This is a genomic window from Bradyrhizobium sp. GW821-FHT13H05 (assembly GCF_058804065.1).
Genome location: NZ_JBXAPO010000006.1, coordinates 210,428 through 228,719 on the forward strand (window position 1 = coordinate 210,428; position 18,292 = coordinate 228,719).

Here is an 18,292-nt window from a genome sequence, read left to right on the forward strand (position 1 = left end):
AGGTGGGAACCGCTAGCGCTCGCGCGCGGATCATTGGACGGGCGCTGGCTCCGGCGCGTTGAGCTGCGTCGAAACCATCGTATTGAGAACGCGCCTGACGGTTGCAAGATCGCTGTCCGGGATTCCCTGAAACAGGATCGCTTCATTGGCGCGCGCATGGGCCACGATCGCGCGAAGACACCCCTCGCCCGCCGCGGTCAAACGGATGCGTCCGTGATCATCGACCGCCACGAGCCCCAGCGACACGACCGATTCAAGAAGGCTGCGGCTGGCACCGAAATCGAGGAACAGCTCTGGCATCAACGCATCGAGCGTGCGATCCGGCGACGTCGCCGCAGCGCGCAGCAGCCGCGCCTGCATCAGCGTGAGGCCGAGCCCTTCCGTCTGCCGCCCCTGCTCCAGCCGCGATGCAATGCTGCTGTAGGCGCGGATCATGAGGTTGGACAGCACGCGCTCCTCGCTGCCGTCGGACCGGTCCGCGCTTCCGCCTCCAGCGAAGGCGCGCATGTCGGGATGTTCGGCCGAGACCGCATAGCCGCCCTTGACGAACAACAGCGGCCGCCGATCGTGGCGATGGTAGCGCACGACCTCGCCGATCAGGATGACATGATCGCCACCATCGAGGGTCTGGCGGCAGACGCATTCGAACGAGGCCGCGACGCCAGCGAGCAGCGGCGCAGCGCCCTCGCCTGCGTCACAGTCGAGATCCCTGAACTTGTCCGGCCCCGACCGCGCAAAGCGCTGCGACAGCTCGATCTGGTCTTCGGCGAGGACGTTGACGGCAAAATGGGAGCACGCCGCAAAGGCGGCAAAACTCTTGCTCTCCCGGCGGATCGACCACAGCACCAGCGGAGGATCGAGCGAGACCGAGGTGAACGAGTTCGATGTCAGGCCGAAGCGCTCGCCGCCCGTCGACGTCGAGATGACAGTGACGCCGGTTGCGAATTCGGCGAGACTGCGCCGAAAGCCTTCCATCTCGACACGGGGGTCTCCACTCTCGATCGGCAATTTCATCGACGACTCCGTTCAGCCTGATCAGCCATCACACCGTGGTCACCCGGATCTGGATTCCCCGCCGCAGCGATTGACGATCGACGGTTGCGGCGATCCATTCCGAAAAGCGGCGCCGCAGCTCGCTCAGCAGCCATTGCGCGGCCGGCCCGGGCGGCTGCTCGATCTTGTGCACGGCATAGAGCGGAAACCGCAGCGGCTCGCCATTGTGCGCGGCGAGCTTCAATTCCACGAGCTCGCCGGAATCCAGATAGGATTGCGCGAGATGGGTCGGCATCGCGCACCAGCCAAAGCCGTTACGGACGAAATCGAGCCGGCTGAACTGGTCGATGAAGCTCCAGGTGTGCGTTCCCATCACGACGCCGCGGTAACGCTTGGTGCGATCGACCATGGTCAGCTGGATGTGCTCTTCCAGCGCGGATTGCGGAATCAATCCCTCGATCGCCGCCAACGGGTGCCGGGACGAGGCCACCAGCGAGATTGGCACGTCGCCGAGAAATTCCATCTGGAAACCCGGCATCCCATCCAGCGCGGTCGAATAGATCGCGAGCCGTGCGTTGCCTTCGAACAGCGACTGCTCGGGCGCGCCGAGGCCTTCGGCGAGCAGGTTCACCGACACCAGCGGGAAGCGTTCCCGAAACGCGCGCAGGCTCTCGATCAGCACCGAGCTCGGAAACACCTGCTCGATCGAGAGACTGATCTCCGGCTCGGCCACGGTCGCCATGTTCTTGGCGCGGGCGCGCAGCGCATCGGTGCTGCTGACGATCCGGCGCGCGTCCTGGACGATGGCCTCGCCCGCGTCCGTCAATCGGGGCAGCTTGCTCGAACGATCGAACAGCTTCAGCTCGAGCGCGTCCTCAAGCGATTGGATCGATTGGCTGACCGCCGACTGGACGCGATTGACCTTGCGCGCAGCCGCAGAGAAATTGCCGCAGTCCGCGACGGCGATCAGCATCTGGAGTTGGTCCAGCGTCACCCTGGAGAGCATGTTCCACCTAGCCCAATGAGTTAAATCGGGCCGCGCAGGCCCTCTCATCAGGTCAATGAAACGGTCCGCCCGGCATACCATCATTATATCTGATGATAGCGCAATGCATCCGCTCTGATCGCGTCGATCAGGCGTCGGCAGGGTGGATTGCAGGGCGGCGTGCAACATGTCGGCTACCCGAACCCGTAGAGACGGGCAGGATTGTCGGAGAGGATGGCCTGACGCGCGGCCGGATCCGGCGCCCAGCTCAGGAGCAGATCCAGCAGATCGGCGTCATCAGGCATGGTCTCGGCCGTCTCGGTCGGATGCGGCCAGTCCGATCCCCACAGCAGGCGGTCGGTCCCCTGTCGAACCAGCGCCTGCGCGATCGGCGCAACCTCCTTATAGTCGGGGCCACCCGCATGCGCGATGTGATAGGCACCCGACAGCTTGACATAGACGTTGTCGCGCGCAGCCAGACGGAGCAGCGACTGGACGGCCGGATGCTCCACCGCGAGCGGCCGGGCATAGCGGCCCATATGGTCGATCACCAATGTGCAAGGCAAACGCGCGAGCAGTGCCTCGTGCTCGGGGAATTCCAGCCCGTCAAATTGAATCTGAAGATGCCAGCCGGTGCCGCGGACGCGCTCCGCCATCACGTGCACGTCGGACCATTCGGTGACGCTGCCGCGCATCTGGTGGTAACGCAGCCCCCGCGCGCCGCCCTGCCAGAGCCGGTCGAGCTCGCCGTCGGTGACATCGGTCGGCACGGTCACAACCGCCCGCGCGCCGGGGCCGAAGGCAGCAACCGAATCCAGCGTGCAGCGATTGTCAAAACCGTAGGTGACGGGCTGAACGATGATCGTGCGCTGCAGGCCGATCCGCGCCTGCACCTTGCGATAGTCCTCGACGCTGAAGTCGGGCGGGAACAGCCACGCCTTGGACGAGGCCGGATACGCCCTGCTGTAGATGTGCATATGGGTGTCGCAGGCGCCTGCGGGCGCTCGGAGCTTGGGAGTTCGTGGTGTTGACTTGTCTGGCATCTCGAAAGCACCGATCGCGGCACAGAGCGCGCGATCTCCTCCTCAGTTCATGAAATTGTCGCGCAGGGTTTCGCCGTCATAGTCGGTCCGGAACACGCCCCTCGCCTGCAGCAGCGGAACGACCTCGTCGACGAAGTTCTCGATGCTCCGGATGTTGGTCGTCGGCGTGATGTTGAAGCCGTGACATCCACTCGTGCGCCAGAGATGCTCGAGCTGGTCGGCGACCTGCTCCGGCGTGCCGACCAGTTGCGGCATGCCGGCGGTCGCGCCGAACACGCGCGCTGCGTCGCGCGCGGTCGCGTTGCCGTCGCCGGTCATGTTCGCCAGCGCCATCAGCATGCCGCGCGAAGCGTCCGTCGTGTTGGCCGCAAGCGGCGTGTCGAGATCGATCCTGCTGAAGTCGATGCCGAGCGTGCCGGACATCCGGCTGAGCGCGGCGTCGAGCGGGATGCGCTCGAAGATTTCGGCTTGGCGGCGCTTCGCTTCGGCCTCGGTGCCGCCAAGCACGCATTGAATGCCGAACACCACTTTCGGCGGCTCGGCCCGCCCCTGCGATGTCGAGGAGTCCTTGAGCTTGTCGACGAACGTCTTCATCGATTCCACCCGCGCCTGGATCGAGAAGACGACGTCGCTGTGCTTCAGCGCGAATTCCTGGCCGCGGCCGGATGAGCCCGCCTGAAACAAGACAGGCCGCCCCTGGGCCGATGGCAGCGTTGGCGGCACGGTATGGCAGCGATAGTGCGCACCCTTGAAATCGACCACCGCGACCTTGGCCGGATCGGCGAACTTGCCGCTCTGCCTGTCGGCGAGAACGGCGCCGGGCTGGATCCCGTTCCACAGCGCGTGGCAGATCTCCATGTACTCATCGGCCTGGTCGTAGCGCTTGTCGTGCTCGATCTGATCGAGGCCGAGCGCGCGATGCTCGCCACGCAGATGCCCCGACACGATGTTCCAGCCGACGCGCCCGCCGCTGAGATAGTCCAGCGTCGAGAGCCGGCGTACCGTGTGATAGGGATGCGTCCCAGCCGTCGACAGCGTGACGGCAAGCCCGAGATGCTTGGTCTCCGCCAGCATCACGCCGAGCAGGGCCATCGGGTCGTGGCATGGCCAGGTGACGCCGTAGCGGACATAGTCCTCAAAACTGTCCTTGTAGCGCTCCATCCCGCCGGGCGTATCAGCAAAGAACGCCGCATCGAAGCGGCCGCGCTCGAGCGTCCGCGCGAGGCGCTTCCAGTGCTCGAACGTCTGCATGCCCTCTACGCGATCGTCCTCGGGATCGGCCCAGCTCAGTGCCGTATGGTTGATCGGGCTGTGCATGTAGAAGCCGATCAGGTGCATGCGTTTGGTCACGTCGTTCCTCTCGTTCTCGAACCGGTGTTGGCCGCGTTCGCTAGTTTCGTCCCATGCGGGGGTCCAGCAGGTCGAGCAGGCTGTCCGGCCCCGCCTTGTCCACGTCGATCCAGCCCAGCTGTCCCATCAGCAGGCTCATCTCCTGCCGCATGATGTCGATGACCTTGCAGGCGCCGGTCTCACCGGCCGCGGCGACGCCGAACATGGCGGGGCGGCCGAAGAACGCGGCCTTGGCGCCGAGGCACAATGCCTTTGCAACGTCGCTGCCACGGCGGAAGCCGCTGTCGATCAGAACTTCCATGCGGCCCCCGACCGCGTCGGCGATCGCCGGCAGCATGTCGATCGAGCCCGGCGCGCTGTCGAGCTGCCGTCCGCCATGGTTCGACACCATCACGCCATTCGCTCCACACTCGAGGCACTTCAGCGCGTCCGCCGGATGCATCACACCCTTGACCACCAGCGGGCCGTCCCACGCCTTTCGGACCTGCTCGAGGATCGACCATGTCTGCGCCGGCGCCGGCGTCTGCTCGCCATAGAGGTCGGCGATCGCATTGGCGTTCGCGCCCTCCGCCGCGTAGGGCCGCCAGTTCTCCATCATCGGGATTCCGCCCTTGGTGAGATAGCGCCAGGTCCAGCCCGGCCGGCTCAATCCCTGCAGGATCACCGATGGCGTCATCTTCATCGGCCGGCGAAAACCGTTGCGGACGTTGCGCTCGCGCTTGCCCATGACAGGCGTATCGATCGTCATCAGCAGCACCCGCACGCCGAGCGCCTTGGCGCGGCGCACCAGGTCGAGCGTGATGTGGGGATCGCGTGTGCCGTAGATCTGGAACCAGGTCGTCTTGGGCGCGATCGCCATCGCCGCCTCGATGGAATCGCAGCTCGCGCTCGACATGATGTAGGGAATGTCGAAGCGAGCCGCAGCACGCGCGAGCATCAGATCGGCGCCAGGGCGGAAGAATCCGGCAATGCCCATCGGCGAGATACCGAACGGGCTGGCATAATCGTGGCCGAACAGATTGACGGTCTGGCGACGCTTTTCGACGTCGACAAGATAGCGCGGCAGCAGCTTGTAGCGATCGAACGCAACACGATTGCGCGCAAGCCCTGCCTCTCCGTCCACGCCGCCGTCGATGAAGTCGAAAGCGATCCGCGGCAGGCGTTTGCGCGCGAGCGTCCTGATGTCGTCGAAGTTTATCGCGTGTTCGAGTTGCATGAGTTCTTGTCGGCTCACCTTGATGCGCAGAATCGACTGGGGTCGATCCGTAACGCCATTATTGGTCGATCGTGGCGCGACAGAGAATTGGCCAAATTTTGATGCTGACCATCAGTCGGTGTGATGATGTCGCACGCAATTTTAAGGACGAAGCGAGGCGGCACGCGGCGAGCGCCGCGCGCGCAAACCTGCCTGACGATAGGGTCTTCTCAGCCCATGCGCGTCGGCAGGAACAGAGCGATTTCCGGCCAGATCGCGAGCATGAACAAGAGGACCAGCATGATCAGATGGAACGGGATCGTTCCCATCACCACTTCGCTGAGCTTGCCGTCCCAGATGCTCTGGATGACGAAGAGATTGATGCCGATCGGCGGCGATATCTGCCCGAGCTCGATGAACATCACGAGCATGACGCCGAACCAGATCGGATCGACGCCGTACTGGACCAGCACCGGATACAGCAGCGGCACCGTGATCACGATCATGCCAAGACTCTCAACCAGACAGCCGAGAACTGTGTAGAGAACGAAGACCGCGATGAAGAACTCGACCTTGCTCAGGTGCAGACCGACGACGAAGGCGGTGACGTCATCGCCGACGCCGGCATAGCTGATCGCGTAGGAGAACAGAAAGGCCGCATAGACGATGAACAGGATATTGCCGACGACCTCGACCGTCCGGTGCATGGCGGCGACGAATTTCGGCCAGGTCAGCTCGCCCCAGATGGCGGAGATCGCGATGCCGAACAGACAGCCGATCGCCGCCGCTTCGGTCGGGGTGGCCAGCCCCGAATAGATGCTGCCGAGAATGAACGCGATCAGGATCGCGAAGGGCACGACGTCGACCAGCGCGCTCATGATGCCGGCGACGCTCCGCGTCAGCACCTCCGCGGGCGCCGCGCTCGGCCTCATCGTGGTGTAGATGGCGATATAGGCCATGAACATGGCGGTCAGGATCAATCCCGGGATCACGCCGGCCATGAACAGCTTTGCGACCGAGGTCTCGCTGAAGGTGCCGTAGACGATCATCGCAATGCTCGGCGGAAACAGAATTCCGAGCGTGCCGCCGGCCGCGAGCGATCCGGCGGAGAGCCGGCGATCATATTTGCGCTGGCCGAGCTGAGGCAACGCGACGCTGCCGATCGAGGCCGCGGTCGCGATGCTGGAGCCGCTGATCGCGGCGAACACCGCGCAGCCCGCGATATTAGTCTGGAGCAAGCCGCCGGGGATGCGCGCGACCAGCACGGACAGGCCGCGATAGATCCGGAAGCTCAGTCCGCTCTTTTGCATGATTTCGGCGAGCAGGATGAAGAGCGGGATGGCGGTCAGGGTGAAACTGTCCATGCTGCCCCAGCTGACGAGGCCGAGCCCGTTGAAGGCATCAAAGCCGTTCTGCATGAACAGATAGACCGCGGCAGGGATCGCGATGGCGAACGGCACCTGCATGCCGAGGCCGAGCAGCGACAGGAACACCGCGAAGGCGACGATGAGTTGGAGACCCGCGCTCATTGACCACGGCTCCGACGGTTTGCGGCCCCGAGCCAGCGGATGTCCGCTCGAATCGCCCTGATCAGCGAAGTGCAGAGAGCTGCGGTGCCAAGCGGCATGATGGCTTGCGGAATCCACAGCGGCGTACCGAGAATGGTCGCGGCGAAATCGCCGCCGTCGAAGCTGCGCAGCACCAGGCGGACCAGCTGCCAGAGCAGCAGCAGGCTGAAGGCGAGCGCGATCGCATCGAAGATCAATTTGCGCAGGGCGTGACCGCGTTCGCCGAGCCGGCTATCGATGAATTCCACCTTGTGGAAGGCGCCGCTGACGAAACAGGTCGACAGGCTCAGAAACGAAACGGCGACGAGCAGATAGCCGCCGAGCTCGTCTGCCGACTGAAGCGAGACGCCGAACAGGTTTCTCAGGACCACCTCGGCCGCAACCATGACCATCATGGAGACGATGGCGAGCTCGCAGAGCCAGCGGCACAGCCGCTCGATCCATCCCTCGGCGACTTGCGAGGGTGCGGCCTCGACGGCGTGTCCGGCGTCGAGCCGCTGCGGTTGGGGAGATGTCAGCATGCCCTCAGCGTCCCAGAGCCTTGCGGACCTGGTCCAGCAGTTCGGCCGCCTCGGGTCCCTGCCCTTTCGCCCATTCGGCGTAGTAGGGCTTGATCTTCTGGCCGGCTTCCTCGATTTCCGCGGTGGACGGCGTGGTCGAAGTCATCTGCGCGGCAAGCTTCTGGGTGAGGTCCTGATCCTCTGATGCCATCGCCTTGGTCGTCTTGTCCGCGATCTCGCGGATCGTGTCCTGCACCACGGTCTGGACGGACGGCGACAACCGGTCCCAGGCCTTCTTGTTCACCAGCAAGAGCGAAGAGACATAGCCGAGGTTCAGCCGGTAATTGTACTTGAACAGATCGCGCCAGACGTAGCCGTAGCCGGAGCTTGCGGTGATCGCGCCGTCAACGACGCCGCGGTCGATGGCGGCGGGGACCTCGGCCGTTCCCAGCGTCACCGGCGAGCCGCCCATCTTCTTGATGAACTCGCCCTGGTCGGGCGAGATCACCCTGATCTTCTGGCCCTGGATATCCCTGAGCGACTTGAGCTCCTTCCGCGACCAGATCACCTGCTCCGGAAACACGTATTGGCCGACCACGACGATGCCGCGCTTGGCATAGGCTTCGCTCAGCGCCGGCGCCAGGATGGCCGACACCTTTTCGTATTCGGCGGGATTGTGGACCAGCATGGGCAGGCGCACGACCGCTCCGACCGGCACACTGCCGAGGAAGAACGCGTCATCTCCCATCTGGACGATGTTGTCGGCGACGGCCTGGGTGATGTCAGTCGCCTTGATCTGCAGCGTGCCGCCGAGATGCAGCTTGATCTTCAGCTCGCCATTGGTCCGCTTGCCGATCTCGTCGAACAGTTCGGCGAGGCCCTTGGCCGCGGTGACGGTGGCGACGGAATTGTAGGTGTAGGCGTTCCAGGTCTGGCCAGCCGTACCAGGGGTCGTTTGCGTTGCGAGGAAGGAGAGCGCCAGCAGGGTTGCTGCTGCGAAATCCGCAAGCCGTCGTGCCATTTCCATCCCTAAGGTTGATGTTATTATTTTGTATTACCGGGACGTGCCGCCCCTGGCCCTGCGCCTCTGCAGAGCCCCATCAAGGTCCCTTGCCGAAACGCCATTGAGTTTTGTTAGCACAAGGCTTTCAGGCCCGATTGGGCATTTTCCTGATGGCATCCATCGGCCGGAATGATGCATCGCGCGGCGATTTGCCGCTTATTCCGATGAATGACGCAGGCGCGACCGGCGGGCTTGGGCGGCCCCTGTCGGCGGCTTCTCGCGCGGTTACGCCGGCGGTCAGGAGAGCGACTGGCCGGCGACCTCTTCGCAGGTCAGGAATGCAACACCGTCGAGGCCCCGCAGCCAGGTCAGCAGGCCGTCGAGGGCAGCTACGCGGCTTGCCCGCGCGCTGCCATAGTCGCTGCGCGGATGCAGCGTCAGCGTGATCAGGCAGCGCGCGCGATGCATCGCCTCGATCTCCTCGCGCCACATCTTCATGACGCGGTCGTGCGTCTGGCGCTGGCCGTAGAGCGTCGCGTCGATCAGGATCTCCGCATGCGGCACCTCGACCATGCCGCGGCCGCCATCGGCGTCTAACCGGTACGGATGGTCGTCGTCCTGGAAGCTCGAATCATAGCGATAGCCGAGATCGGCCAAGTGGCCGAGCGTGCGTTCCGTGAGGCGGCCATGCGGCGCCCGAAAGCCGCGCGGCGCTCGTCCGGCGATCCGCGACAGCGTCGCATGCGTGCGCTCCAGCAGCGCCCGCTCGTCGATGCCTGCTGCGTCCATCTCTTCCATCGCCCAGCCATGCGCGGCGATCTCGTGTCCACGGCCGGCGAGCGCGGCGACATAGGCGGGATTGGCTTCGGCCTCCGCACCCGGAACGAACACGGTGGACTTGATGCCGTGGCGATCGAGCAAGCCGAACAGCCGCTCGCAGCCAACCGCATAGGCGTATTTTCCGTAAGACGCGCGGCCGAACAGCGCGTCCTCGCCGAGCTGGGTCCGCTCGACCGTCTTGCCCTGGAGGTTGACGGTCACGACAACTGGAATGATCGGCTTGCTCATTGTCCGCTCCAGTCCCGTCGCCAATCTGACGGCCGCTTCAGGCACCATTCCGCCAGCTCCAGCATGCCGACGAAGCGCACGCCGTCGTGGAGCTTGGCGTATTTGATCAGCCCCTCGACTGCCGCGACACGCGCGGGCGAGCCGGAGCCGTAGCCGACGCGTGGATGGAAGGTCAAATTGTAGTAACCGCCCTCGGCATAGATGGCGTCGAACTCCTGCTCCCAATGCGTCAGAACTTCCGACGGCGGCGTGTAGCTGACGCGGTAGAACGGGAAATCATCCAGGCTCGAGGTGTTGTTGGGCAGGCAGACATAGTCGCTGCGCTCCTCGCCGTCGTAGCGGGCGAGATACGGCAGATCAAAATCCTTGTCGCTGGAATCATAGACATAGCCGAGCTCGCGGAGCTTGCGCAGCGTCCGCGCGGTCTTGTGCCCGGACGGCGAGCGCCATCCGCGCGGCGCTGAGCCGGTGATCTCCGTGAGCAGACGGTGCGTCCGCTCCAGAAGCTCCGGCTCGGCATCGCCGGGGTCGGTGCCCTCGTGGAAATAGCCGTGGGAGCCGATCTCGATGCCGGAACGCGAGATGTCGCGGACGAGATCGGGGCTCTCCTCGGCGTCATAGCCGGAGACATAGAACGTCCAGGGCACGTCGTGCCGCGTGAACATGTCGACGAAGCGCGGAATGCCGCACTTGGCGGAGTAGCGGCCGTGCGAGCGCGCGCCGAGCGGCAACTGCCCGCGGCCGCGTTCCAGCGAGGTGCCGTCGAAATCGAGCGTGAGGCCGACGACGCAGCGCGCGCCGTCCGGCCAGGCATGCTGCCTGCGCTGGGCAAGGGAAATCATCTGACAACCTCGACATTCCAGAAGCGGGGTTTGCGGCCGGCCCACGGCGCGTAACCGCGCACCGCCGGCGAGACCGCAGAAACATTGACGCCGGAGCTCCACACGATCATCGGCGCATCATCGACGAAGAGCTTGTGGAGTGCATCGAACAGCGGCTGGCGTGCCTCTGGCGCGGCCGTCTCCATCAGCTTGCCGAGCAGATCAATCGCAGCAGCATTGCCCCAGACGCGGTCGGGCTGCACGCTCTTGTCGCCGATGAAACGATCGAGGCCGAAGGCGGGATCGAGATAGGGCGTGTAATTCCACACCATCAGCTGATAGTCGCCCTTGTTGTAACGGCTGAGCTGGGTGGCGAATTCAACGACCTCGACGGTGAGGTTGAGGCCGGCCTGCTGCGCCATCGCTTGCGCCAGCACGGCAACGTCGTTCATGACGGGAAAGCGCGAATTGGTTGTGATCCTGATCGGCTCGCCCTTGTAGCCCGCTTCAGTCAGCAGCTTCTTTGCGCGCGCGATGTCGAGACTGTAACCCGCCTGCTCCACCGCGCCATAGTAACGGCTCGAGAGCGGCACCAGTGAGGTGCTCGGCTTGGCATAGCCGTCGGTCAGGCTGTCGCTCATGCTGGGATAATCGAGCGAGGCGGCAATCGCCGCGCGGATGCGCTTGTCCTTCAGCAGCGGATCATTGGTCTGCATCACGATCGCATTCAGCGAGGCGACCGGCGCCGATGCGATCACGAGCCCTGCCGATTTCAGCTCGCCTGCGAATTTTGGATCGGCCGAGGGCCAGAGATCGAGACTACCGGACTGGATCGCCGCCTTCGCCGCCGCCGGATCGGGCACGATGGACAGCCTGATGCGATCGACCTTGGCCAGCTTGGCTCCAGCGAGACCGTCGGCCGGCTCGACGCGCGCGGCATACGCCTCGTTGCGCGCAAGCTCGATGAATTGGCCGCGGCGCCATTCGGCGAGCTTGAACGGGCCGGTGCCGATCGCTTTCTGCCAGCTGCCGTCGGCCCCGACCGAGTCCGGATGCGCGACGCCGGTGCCGTCGCAATCGGCCCGCGCCATCGTGCTGAGGAAAGCGCCGCTCGGCTCGGCGAGACGGAAGACGATTTGCTCCGGCGACGGCGCCGTGATCTCGGCGATCTTGATCTTGCGCGTGCCGTCGAAATTGGTCCGGCACGGCCAGCCTGATTTCGGATCGAGGAAGCGTTCCCAGGTCCACGCCACCTCCCGCGAGGTCAGGGGCGCGCCGTTGTGAAAGGCCACGCCCTCGCGGAGTGTAAAGGTGTAGGTGCGGCCGTCCGCGGAGGTCTCGATCGCCTTGGCGAGCATCGGGGCGACGGTGCCATCGCCGCGCCAGGCGACGAGCCCTTCATAGATCTGCTGGAGCACGAGGCCGGTATTGTCGTCGGGGCTGTTGCCCGGCATCAGGCCGCGGATGTCGGTCGTGACCATGCTGCGCAGAACGCTCTCGGCGCGGGCAGCGGGTAGCGATGCAAGCATCAGACACAACGCAACGACAAAACGCTTCATACGCAAAATCCTGTTCAGCCCGAGGCACGCTCCGCCGCCGCACCGGCGAAATCCAAGACGGGCGCGGCCGCGAGCAGCGCCTTGGTGTAGTCATGCTGGGGGTGATCGAAGACGTCGTCGCGCAAGCCCTGCTCGACGATCCTGCCGCCCTGCATCACCACGACGCGGTCGGCGACCTGCTCGACCGCCGCGAGGTCGTGGCTGATGAACAGGCAGGCAAAGCCGTATTGCGCCTGGAGCCGCTCGAACAGTTTCAGCACTTGCGCCTGGATGGTCATATCGAGCGCCGAGACCGGCTCGTCCGCCACGACGAAAGCCGGCTGGCGCACGATGGCGCGCGCAATCGCGATCCGCTGCCGCTGACCGCCGGACAGTTCGTGCGGCCAGCGCGCAGCCAGACCGGCAAGCCCGACTTCGTCCAGCATTGCATCGACGCGCCTGTCGCGCTCGGCCGTCGCCAGCTGCGGAACATGACGCAGAGGCTCGGCGACGATCTCGCCGACCCGCATGCGTGGGTCGAGCGAGGAGTAAGGATCCTGGAACACGAGTTGCGAGGCGAGACGGAAGTCGCGATCCACCGTCGCCGTGACGTCCCTGCCCCGGAATCTGATCTCGCCGCCCGAAATCGGGATCAACCGCAGCATGGCGCGGCCGAGCGTCGTCTTGCCCGAGCCAGAGCCGCCGACCACGGCGACCGTTTCACCAGCAGCGATCTCGAGATCGACGCCGTTGACGGCGGAGACGCCGGTATCGCGGCGGAACAATCGCTGCCGCCCGGCGAAGCCGACCTTGAGACCGCGCACGCTGACGAGAGGTTCGCCAGCCTGTCGCACCTTGGTCGTGGCGCCACGGCGCGGCAAGGCCTCGACCAGCCGCTTGGTATAGGCCTCGCGCGGCGTGAACAGGATTTGCCGGCTCGTGCCTGTTTCAACCATCTTGCCCTGGCGCAGCACCAGCGCGCGCTGTGCGTAGCGCGACACGAGACCGAGATTGTGGGTGATCAGCATCACCGACGTCCCGTGGTCGCGCGCGAGCCCGACCATGAGGTCGAGCACCTCGCGCTGGGTCAGGGTATCAAGCGCCGTGGTCGGCTCGTCCGCGATCAGCAGTTTTGGCTTCAGCAGCATCACCGAGGCCAGCATGATGCGCTGGCGCATGCCGCCTGAGAATTCGTGCGGATAGGCATCGAAGGTCCGCTCGGGATCGCGGATCTGCACCCGCGCCAGCATGTCGAGGCAGCGGCGCTTGATCTCGTGCTTGCCGAGCCGCTCGTGCAGACCGAGCCCTTCCGCCATCTGTGCACCGACGCTGATGGCGGGATTGAGCGAGACCATCGGCTCCTGGAACACCATGCCGACAACAGGCCCGCGCAGCGTCCGCATCTGGCGCGCGGAGACGCCAGCAAGATCGACGCCGTCGAGCACGATGCGGCCGCCGGCCTTGCGCAGCCCCGGCGGCAACAGGCCGAGCACGGCGCGTGCGGCGGCGGTCTTGCCGCTGCCGGATTCGCCGACGATGGCGAGGAACTCGCCGCGCTCGACGGCGAAGGAGATGTCGTCGACGATCACGGCCTTGCTGGCCGACACCTCGATGCGCAGGTTTTCGACCGACAGCAGCGTCATCCGTGCGCCATCCTGGGGTCGAGGCGATCACGCAGGGAATCGCCGAGCAGGTTGATGCCGAGCAGCGTCAGCGCGATGCAGAGGCCCGGCGCGATCGAGAGCCAGGCCGCCGTCTCCATGAACGGACGGCTCGCGGCGAGCATGTTGCCCCAAGTCGGCGCCGGCGGTGGCACGCCGAGGCCAAGGAAGCTCAGCGCGCTCTCGGCCAGCAGCACCCAGCCGAACATGCTGGTCGCGAGCACTGCGACCGGCGCAATCGCGTTCGGCATCACATGGCGGATCATCGAGTAGACCTCGGAATTGCCGATCACGCGCGAGGCCTCGACATATTCCTTCTCGCGGATCGACAGCACGGTGCCGCGCACCACGCGGACGACCGAGGGGATGTAGGCAAGGCCGAGCGCCAGGATCAGCCCGACCTTGTTGGCGCCGACCACGATCATCACGGCCAGCGCCAGCAGGATGCCGGGGAAAGCGAGCAGCGCGTCGTTCACCGCCATGATGACGCGGTCGGCCCAGCCGCGGATGTAGCCGGCCGCGCAACCGATCACCATGCCGGCGGCGACTGCGAGAAGCACCGTCACGAAAGCAATGACCACGCTGGCACCGGCGCCGACCATGATACGGCTCAGCACATCGCGGCCGAATTCGTCCGTGCCGAGCCAGTGAACCGGCGACGGCGCCTGAAGCCGCGCCCGCAGATTGATGCGGAGCGGGTCGAACGGCGTCCAGAACGCGCCGGTGACGGCCGCGCCGAGCAAGATCGCCATGAGGGCGCCGCCGATCGCGGTGTTGGCGCGCATCCTCATGCCACCGTTACCCGGGGATCGAACAAGGGATAGCAGAGGTCGACGATGAGATTGACCACGACATAGATCACGGCGGTGAACAGCAGACAGCCCTGCACCACCGGATAGTCGCGCGCGAAGATGGAATCGACCAGGAGGCGGCCAAGACCCGGCAATGTGAACACGGTCTCGATCACGGCGATGCCGCCGAGGAGATGACCGAGCACAAGGCCGATCAGTGTCCAGGTCGGCGCGAAAGCGTTAGGCAAGACATGCCGGGCCAGCACGCGCCATTCCGGCACGCCCTTGGCGCGGGCATGGGTGACGTATTCGAGCCTGAGGACCTCGATCGAGGCGGCGCGCGCCATGCGCGTGAGCACGCCGATCTCCACCATGGTCAGCGTCGCGATCGGCAGCACGATGAAGGTCGCCGCCTGCCAGAAGTTTTCCGCGAACGGCACATAGCCGATCACCGGCAGCCATTTCAGCTTGAGCCCGAACAGGAGCAGCAGCAGCAGGCCGAGCCAGAAGCTCGGGATCGACAGCAGCAGCGTGGCGCCGCCGACGACGGAGAGATCGACCAGGCTGTTCTGCTTCCAGGCCGCGACGAGGCCGGCCGGGACGGCGATGCAGGCAGCAAGCCCGACCGCCACCAGCACGATGACCGCGCTGACCTGGAAGCGATCGAGGATCAGCGGCAGTACCGCAAGATTGTTGGTGATGGAGTGCCCGAAATCGCCGGCGGCAAGCTTTGCGATCCAGTGCATGAACTGGACCGGAATCGGCTGGTCGAGGCCAAGCTGGGCGCGGAGCTGCGCCGCCTGCGCGGGATCGGCGGCATCGCCGAGCATCACCTGCACGGGATCGCCGGGAATGAGCCGCACCAGCGCAAAGACGGCGATCGCGACCAGCAGCAGCGTCGGGATCGTCATGGCCAGCCGTCTTGCGAGGTAACCCAACATGGCGCGCCCTTGCTCTACTCGACCGTGACGCCCCAGAACCGCGGCTCCGGATAGAGCCAGCCGGCATAGCCCTTGATGCTCTTGCGTAGCGCCGTCAGTTCGGCGCCGTTGAACAGCACGATCATCGGCACGTCGGCGATGAAGCGCTTGTGCATCTCGTCGAACAGCGCCTGCCGCTTCGCGGTATCGTCGATCATCATCGACTGGCGCAGCATCTCCTGCGCCTCTGGATTGTCCCAGACCTTGCGTGGCTGCGCCGCCTTGGGCCCGGTCAGCATCTCGAAGCTCAGGGAGGGGTCGAGCCGCGCCGAATAGACGAAGGCCATCGACTGGTAGTCACCACGGTTGTAACGGTCGAGCTGGGCCGCCCAGTCCATCACCTCGAGCTCGATATTGATCCCGACCGTCTGCGCCATCGCCTGCACCAGCACGGAGGAATCGAACACGAAGCTATAGCGCTTGTTGGTGATCATCTTGATCGGCTGGCCGCGATAACCGGCCTCCAGCAGCAGCTTCTTGGCCTCCGCGATGTTCTGCGCGTAGCCGTGCGACTGCGCCTCGCTGTAGAAGGGGCTGCCGAGCGGCAGCGCGGAATTATTCGGACGGGCCGTGCCCATCATCACGGCGTCGACGATCTGCGCGGTGTCGATGGAGAGTGCAATCGCGCGGCGGATCCGCACATCTTTCAGCAGCGGGTCTTTGGTCTGGAACAGGATGCCGGTAAGACCGAGCGCAGGCGTGATGCTGAGCTGCACTTCAGGGCGCGATTTGAGCTCCTCGAGATCGGGGATCGACAGGCTCATGATGACGTCGAGCGAGCCGCTGAGCAGTCCCGCCTTCGCCGCCGAACTGTCTGGGATCACGTTGAAGCGCACGCGATCGACCTTGACGTCCTTGGCGCCGGTATAGCCGGTGCGCGGCTCGCTGCGCGAGACATAGCCGTCGAAGCGGACGATATCGACATATTGCCCCCGCTTCCATTCGGCGAGCTTGAACGGTCCGGTGCCGATGGGGGCGATCCACTTGCCATCAGGTCCAACGGAATCACGATGGATGATGGCGGTCTGGCCGCAATCCGGCCGCGCCAGCGTCGGCAGAAATAACGCCGTCGGCTGATCGAGCGTAATGGCGACAGTCTGCGGATCGGACGCCTCGATCTTCTCGATCCGTGCGATTCCGGTGGCGCTGAACTCGGACAGGCAGCGCCATTGCGTCGCGGGGTCGAGCCAGCGCTTCAGCGACCAGACCACGTCGTCGGCGGTCATGGTCGCGCCGTTGTGGAACTTGACTCCCTGGCGCAGGCGGAACGTGTAGGTCTTGCCTTCGTTCGAAACGGTCCAGCTGTCAGCCAGCATCGGACCGATCGATGTATCGTCACGGAAGGCGACCAGCCCCTCCACGAGATGGGCCACTACCGCATCCGTATTGGCGTCGCGATTGGTGCCGGGATCGGTCGAGCGGATGTCGGCGTTGAGCCGCGTCCGCAGCAGTGTTTCGGCGCCGGCCTTCCCCAGCATCGCCAGCAGGGCCAATGCGGCCAGTCCGACCGCCCATGCCGGCGATGGCCGACGCCGGCGCATCACGCCGCCCCCGCCGCAGCCGAGCGCTCGAACGCGGCCCGCCCGATCTCGTCGATCTCGAGCCGGTACTCGGTGAATTCGCGGTTGAGCGCCGGCAGCGGCGCCGCCTGCATCAATCCGCTGGCCGGCTCCATCAGGATCATCGCCACGGTGGCGCTGAGATTGTTGCTGAGATTGCGGCGCGGCGGGCGGCAGACGGACCAGGGATAGGCGAACTCGTCGAACAGCGCGTTCTTGACGGTGTCGAAGGTGATGCTGCCGATGTGCGGCTGGAGCAGATCGCGGACGCGGATGTCGCGGTAGAGGCTGTCCGGGGTATCCTGGATACCCGCGTCCTTGAGCTTGCCGAGCGCAACCGGGCTCACGAAGTGATTGGCATGCACGAGCAGGCCGTTCTGCGGATGCACCTGAAAGGTCTCATCCGGCGCACATTCGAAATCGATCGCGATGCCCTCGCGATGGCTGACGATCATGTTGTTGGCCGCTGACTTCTTGGTGCAATAGACCGCGCGCATCGCAAGCGCGACATGCTCCTGCTCCAGCACCTTGCGGCGGATCAGTGCCAGCGGCACGCCGACCTGGCGATAGTCGCGGTCACTCTGGAGATAGTTCGCGGTGATCGCAATGCCGACCGCGTTGAAGCCGCAGCGACCCAGCGCGCCGGCCTCGGTGAAGGTCATGAGATCAGGACCGTCATCGCGGCGCACCTTCAGCACCACAGCGGTCTCCGCGCACTCGCGCTTCCAGTCCCAGTTCTGGGCATGGATCAGACGACCGTTACTGGTCGCCGTCGGCAGCGCAACGACGCCGGTGCAGCCATCGGGCTCATCGGGCGTCTTCAGGCGCGCGCGGATCTTTGGATTGGCAAGCTTGAGGATCTCTGTGCGGGCGTTGAGCAGCACGATATCCTCGAACGGGACGTCGGCGCCTTCGGCAATGCCGCGCATCTCCTCGATGTAGTTCGGCTCGAACGCCTCGATAACAGGCAGATAATCCCGCACCAGCTCGGCGACGCCCTTCGCATCGAGCGAGAGCTCCTTCAACTGCGCGAAGTAATGGGTCGTCCCCTTCTTGATGCGGCCTGCCGCCTTCTGCCCGTACTGACGGCCACGCGCGCGCGGAGGACCGGAGATTTCGATGAGGGGAAAGGGCTCGACCATGGGACGCCAGATTCCTTCTTGAAGTTCCTTTTGCTTTCTCACGAAGCCTAATGTATTTTGTGATCACATGAAACAAAAATCTTCAACCGCGAAAT

At 65.0% G+C, this 18,292-nt stretch carries 16 protein-coding genes; all 16 read right to left on the reverse strand.

The genetic code is table 11. The annotated features are described in order from the left end of the window. Positions 1-30 precede the first annotated feature (30 nt). The 16 genes from AC1RR3_RS20520 to AC1RR3_RS20595 all read right to left on the reverse strand — a co-directional run bounded on the left by AC1RR3_RS20520 (position 31) and on the right by AC1RR3_RS20595 (position 18,197). Positions 31-1,014: a flavin reductase gene (locus AC1RR3_RS20520; RefSeq protein ID WP_492824925.1), complete on the reverse strand. Its 984-nt coding sequence runs from the start codon at positions 1,012-1,014 to the stop codon at positions 31-33. A gap of 28 nt (positions 1,015-1,042) precedes the next feature. Further along, entirely contained in the window at positions 1,043-2,167 is a 1,125-nt protein-coding gene (locus AC1RR3_RS20525; protein WP_492824926.1) for a LysR family transcriptional regulator, read from the reverse strand. 5 nt (positions 2,168-2,172) lie between these two features. Further along, a complete protein-coding gene (locus AC1RR3_RS20530; RefSeq protein WP_492824928.1) occupies positions 2,173-2,955 on the reverse strand; it encodes an amidohydrolase family protein in 783 nt (260 codons plus the stop codon). Between the two features lie 108 nt (positions 2,956-3,063). Next, positions 3,064-4,371, reverse strand: a complete 1,308-nt coding sequence (locus AC1RR3_RS20535) for an NtaA/DmoA family FMN-dependent monooxygenase (protein ID WP_492824929.1) — start codon at positions 4,369-4,371, stop codon at positions 3,064-3,066. Positions 4,372-4,411: 40 nt separating this feature from the next. After that, a complete protein-coding gene (locus AC1RR3_RS20540; RefSeq protein ID WP_492824930.1) occupies positions 4,412-5,587 on the reverse strand; it encodes an alpha-hydroxy acid oxidase in 1,176 nt (391 codons plus the stop codon). A gap of 209 nt (positions 5,588-5,796) precedes the next feature. Next, positions 5,797-7,095, reverse strand: a complete 1,299-nt coding sequence (locus tag AC1RR3_RS20545; protein ID WP_492824931.1) for a TRAP transporter large permease — start codon at positions 7,093-7,095, stop codon at positions 5,797-5,799. Continuing rightward, positions 7,092-7,655: a TRAP transporter small permease gene (locus AC1RR3_RS20550; protein ID WP_492824932.1), complete on the reverse strand. Its 564-nt coding sequence runs from the start codon at positions 7,653-7,655 to the stop codon at positions 7,092-7,094. The genes AC1RR3_RS20545 and AC1RR3_RS20550 overlap by 4 nt, the downstream gene beginning before the upstream one ends. Positions 7,656-7,659: 4 nt before the next feature. Then, positions 7,660-8,655 carry a TRAP transporter substrate-binding protein DctP gene (gene dctP, locus AC1RR3_RS20555; protein WP_492824933.1) on the reverse strand — a complete coding sequence of 332 codons (996 nt, stop codon included), beginning with the start codon at positions 8,653-8,655 and terminating at the stop codon, positions 7,660-7,662. Between the two features lie 279 nt (positions 8,656-8,934). Further along, positions 8,935-9,705 carry a polysaccharide deacetylase family protein gene (locus AC1RR3_RS20560; protein WP_492824934.1) on the reverse strand — a complete coding sequence of 257 codons (771 nt, stop codon included), beginning with the start codon at positions 9,703-9,705 and terminating at the stop codon, positions 8,935-8,937. Further along, positions 9,702-10,547 carry a polysaccharide deacetylase family protein gene (locus AC1RR3_RS20565; RefSeq protein WP_492824935.1) on the reverse strand — a complete coding sequence of 282 codons (846 nt, stop codon included), beginning with the start codon at positions 10,545-10,547 and terminating at the stop codon, positions 9,702-9,704. Before AC1RR3_RS20565 ends, AC1RR3_RS20560 begins: the two co-directional genes overlap by 4 nt. Continuing rightward, a complete protein-coding gene (locus AC1RR3_RS20570) occupies positions 10,544-12,085 on the reverse strand; it encodes an ABC transporter substrate-binding protein (RefSeq protein WP_492824936.1) in 1,542 nt (513 codons plus the stop codon). The genes AC1RR3_RS20565 and AC1RR3_RS20570 overlap by 4 nt, the downstream gene beginning before the upstream one ends. Positions 12,086-12,099: 14 nt before the next feature. Continuing rightward, positions 12,100-13,707: an ABC transporter ATP-binding protein gene (locus tag AC1RR3_RS20575; protein WP_492824937.1), complete on the reverse strand. Its 1,608-nt coding sequence runs from the start codon at positions 13,705-13,707 to the stop codon at positions 12,100-12,102. Continuing rightward, the gene (locus tag AC1RR3_RS20580) at positions 13,704-14,516 is read right to left on the reverse strand and encodes an ABC transporter permease (RefSeq protein WP_492824939.1); all 813 of its coding nucleotides are present in this window, start codon (positions 14,514-14,516) and stop codon (positions 13,704-13,706) included. Before AC1RR3_RS20580 ends, AC1RR3_RS20575 begins: the two co-directional genes overlap by 4 nt. Further along, positions 14,513-15,457: an ABC transporter permease gene (locus AC1RR3_RS20585; protein ID WP_492824940.1), complete on the reverse strand. Its 945-nt coding sequence runs from the start codon at positions 15,455-15,457 to the stop codon at positions 14,513-14,515. The genes AC1RR3_RS20580 and AC1RR3_RS20585 overlap by 4 nt, the downstream gene beginning before the upstream one ends. A 14-nt stretch (positions 15,458-15,471) precedes the next feature. Continuing rightward, complete coding sequence (locus tag AC1RR3_RS20590) at positions 15,472-17,037, reverse strand: ABC transporter substrate-binding protein (protein ID WP_492824941.1); 1,566 nt, start codon at positions 17,035-17,037, stop codon at positions 15,472-15,474. Then, entirely contained in the window at positions 17,037-18,197 is a 1,161-nt protein-coding gene (locus tag AC1RR3_RS20595) for a C45 family autoproteolytic acyltransferase/hydrolase (protein ID WP_492824942.1), read from the reverse strand. Before AC1RR3_RS20595 ends, AC1RR3_RS20590 begins: the two co-directional genes overlap by 1 nt. Between the last annotated feature and the right edge of the window lie 95 nt (positions 18,198-18,292).

Excerpts from the sequence above, each read along its gene's own strand:
- AC1RR3_RS20595 (WP_492824942.1), bottom strand. The coding sequence starts at position 18,197 with ATGGTCGAGCCCTTTCCCCTCATCGAAATCTCCGGTCCTCCGCGCGCG.
- AC1RR3_RS20575 (WP_492824937.1), bottom strand. The coding sequence starts at position 13,707 with ATGACGCTGCTGTCGGTCGAAAACCTGCGCATCGAGGTGTCGGCCAGC.
- AC1RR3_RS20590 (WP_492824941.1), bottom strand. The coding sequence starts at position 17,037 with ATGCGCCGGCGTCGGCCATCGCCGGCATGGGCGGTCGGACTGGCCGCA.
- AC1RR3_RS20580 (WP_492824939.1), bottom strand. The coding sequence starts at position 14,516 with ATGAGGATGCGCGCCAACACCGCGATCGGCGGCGCCCTCATGGCGATC.
- AC1RR3_RS20560 (WP_492824934.1), bottom strand. The coding sequence starts at position 9,705 with ATGAGCAAGCCGATCATTCCAGTTGTCGTGACCGTCAACCTCCAGGGC.
- AC1RR3_RS20540 (WP_492824930.1), bottom strand. The coding sequence starts at position 5,587 with ATGCAACTCGAACACGCGATAAACTTCGACGACATCAGGACGCTCGCG.
- AC1RR3_RS20530 (WP_492824928.1), bottom strand. The coding sequence starts at position 2,955 with ATGCACATCTACAGCAGGGCGTATCCGGCCTCGTCCAAGGCGTGGCTG.
- AC1RR3_RS20545 (WP_492824931.1), bottom strand. The coding sequence starts at position 7,095 with ATGAGCGCGGGTCTCCAACTCATCGTCGCCTTCGCGGTGTTCCTGTCG.
- AC1RR3_RS20565 (WP_492824935.1), bottom strand. The coding sequence starts at position 10,547 with ATGATTTCCCTTGCCCAGCGCAGGCAGCATGCCTGGCCGGACGGCGCG.
- AC1RR3_RS20585 (WP_492824940.1), bottom strand. The coding sequence starts at position 15,457 with ATGTTGGGTTACCTCGCAAGACGGCTGGCCATGACGATCCCGACGCTG.
- AC1RR3_RS20570 (WP_492824936.1), bottom strand. The coding sequence starts at position 12,085 with ATGAAGCGTTTTGTCGTTGCGTTGTGTCTGATGCTTGCATCGCTACCC.
- AC1RR3_RS20520 (WP_492824925.1), bottom strand. The coding sequence starts at position 1,014 with ATGAAATTGCCGATCGAGAGTGGAGACCCCCGTGTCGAGATGGAAGGC.
- AC1RR3_RS20550 (WP_492824932.1), bottom strand. The coding sequence starts at position 7,655 with ATGCTGACATCTCCCCAACCGCAGCGGCTCGACGCCGGACACGCCGTC.
- dctP (WP_492824933.1), bottom strand. The coding sequence starts at position 8,655 with ATGGCACGACGGCTTGCGGATTTCGCAGCAGCAACCCTGCTGGCGCTC.
- AC1RR3_RS20525 (WP_492824926.1), bottom strand. The coding sequence starts at position 2,167 with ATGTTGCACGCCGCCCTGCAATCCACCCTGCCGACGCCTGATCGACGC.